We start from the raw sequence: 2390 nt of genomic DNA, 5'->3' as shown, positions 1-2390 counted from the left end.
TTGCTACGTTACCCGCTATATCTTGTGTGCTTACATCTACTGTGTAGTCGCCATCTGATAAAAAACGTAGAATAGAGCTATTAAGCTCCCAGTTACCTTGCTCATCTACAGTGGCTGTAGCTGAAAGTAACTCTTCACCATTGCTGTCTTTTAATACAACATCAACGTCTTGCCCAGGCTCAACATCACTAATAGTTCCCGCTATTTTAGCGCTCGCTTGTTCTTGTGCATTAATAAAAGCATCGTTGCCAACATTAACGTTGATTGATGCTTGGGTATCTTTTTCAAAGGTTGCGCTGTTTACAGCTTCATTACCTGCGTTATCAAATATACTAACGCTTGCAGTAATTTCACCATCGGCAAGCTCGCTAATATCACCAGCAGGAACTTGCCAATTACCTTCGCTATCTAGGGTTATATTATTTATTGTTGCCGAAGTACCATTAATATCAGTAAAGGTTACAGTCAGCTGATTTGTAGACTCTACGTCATCAACTTTACCACTTAGTGCAACGGCTTCATCTTCGCCAGCGTTAATGAGCGTATCAGCAAGCTCTAATGTAGTTGTTGCTTGAGTGTCTTTTGTAAATGACGCACTATTAACAGCTTCGTTGCCTGCATTATCAAATACACTAACGCTTGCGATGATTTCACCATCGGCAAGTTCACTAATATCAGCAGCCGCTACAGACCAGTTACCATCAATATCTAGGGTGATATTTTCAATTGCTGTCGTTTTACCGTTTTGATCGGTAAAGGTTACCGTTACATTATTTGTAGATTCTACGTCATCCACTTTTCCGTTAAGTGCTACAGCTTCGTCTTCTGCAGCATTAATTACGTTATCGGCAAGTTCTAATGTCGTACTTGCTTGCGTGTCTTTATTAAAGGTGGTGCTATTTACAGCTTCATTGCCTGCGTTATCAAAAACACTAACACTTACAGTAATTTCGCCATCGGTAAGTGTGCTTATATCACTTGGGGTTATTTCCCAGTTACCGCTGCTGTCTACATCAACCGTAGCTGTAACTAAATTACTACCGTCGGAGAATGTAACGGTTACTTCTCGTGTGGCTTCTATGTCGGTTACTGTGCCGCTTATAATTACATTGCTTTGCTCAGCTGCATTCACTACACCATCGTTTTCAGCGACCACTATTGTGGTGCTGGCTAACTTATCGTGCTCAGCAACATCGCTACTTGTAGCTGTATTACCCGCAACATCGGTTACTGTAGCTGTTGCTGTTAATGTTCCATCATTTAGCGATGACACATCAGCATTTGTGATAGTGTAAGCGCCGTTAATTACTTCAGCAGTAAATGTTTCAGTATTTGTGCCATCGCTCACAACTACTGAAACAATTTGACCATTTTCAATGTTAGATACATCACCTGTGATGCTAACGACTGTATTTTCTGAATTGCCATTAATAACGCCATCATCAGTGTCGTCGATATTTACAGTTACACTTGCGAGCTGATCTAGAATAACACTATCGTTTGCTGTCGCAGTATTGCCCGCTAAGTCTAAAACAGTGGCCGTAGCTGTAATTGTGCCGTTATTCAAGCTCGATATATCTACATTTTCAAAACTATACTGACCATCAACTACTGTGCCATTGAGCTCAATATCCGGGTTAACCCCATCCGACACGAGTACGCTAATAGCTTGACCGTTTTCAATATTCTCTACATCACCTGTAATGGTTATTTGCGAGTTTTCGGTACTGCCATTAATTACGCCATCGTCTGTTTGTGCAATATTTAAAGTTACGCTGCTTAGTGTATCTTTTGTAAAAGTAAGCTCTGAATTTGCAGGGTTCCCAGCTGAATCAGTAACGGCTACAACAGCGTTAATTTGACCTTCGGCTAAATCAGCAATTTGGTCGGTAGTGACTTCCCATGCACCATCATCGCCAACGGCTACTGTTATCACTTTAGACACATTATTGCTGTCGGTAAGCGTTAGTGTAACGTCCTGCCCCTGTTCTACATCAGTTGTGCTACCTGCTATTACAACGCTATTTTGCTCTAAATTATTTATTACTTGATCTGAATCAATTAATGACACGTCGATAGAGGCTATGTTATCTAAATCAACTGTATCTGAAGTTGTTACGGGGTTACCTGCTATATCTGACACGCTAGCTGTGGCAGTAAGTGTGCCATCATTTAAAGCACTTGCATCAATGGGATCTGTGACGTACTCGCCATTTTGTACAAGGGCCGTTGTTTCAACTTGGTTTGTGCCATCGCTGATAATGACCGTCACTGTTTGGCCGTCTTCTACATCGGTTACTGTACCGCGCACAAGGATTGCAGCACTTTCACCGTTGCCATTTATAACGCCGTCGGCTGTTTTATCAATACTGGTTGTAATTGCTGCGGTG

The 2390-nt window shown here is 41.7% G+C and carries 1 protein-coding gene; it reads right to left on the bottom strand.

Translation table 11 applies throughout. The features are described 5' to 3' along the window. The coding region (locus tag WDB87_RS04070) for a beta strand repeat-containing protein (RefSeq protein ID WP_337849137.1) at nucleotides 1-2390 on the bottom strand (2390 nt) is incomplete at both ends.

It is taken from the genome of Pseudoalteromonas sp. C12FD-1 (assembly GCF_037414265.1).
Taxonomy (GTDB): Bacteria; Pseudomonadota; Gammaproteobacteria; order Enterobacterales; family Alteromonadaceae; genus Pseudoalteromonas.
Note: the sequence above shows the minus strand (reverse complement) of the source record. Positions and strands in the feature narration are given on the sequence as shown.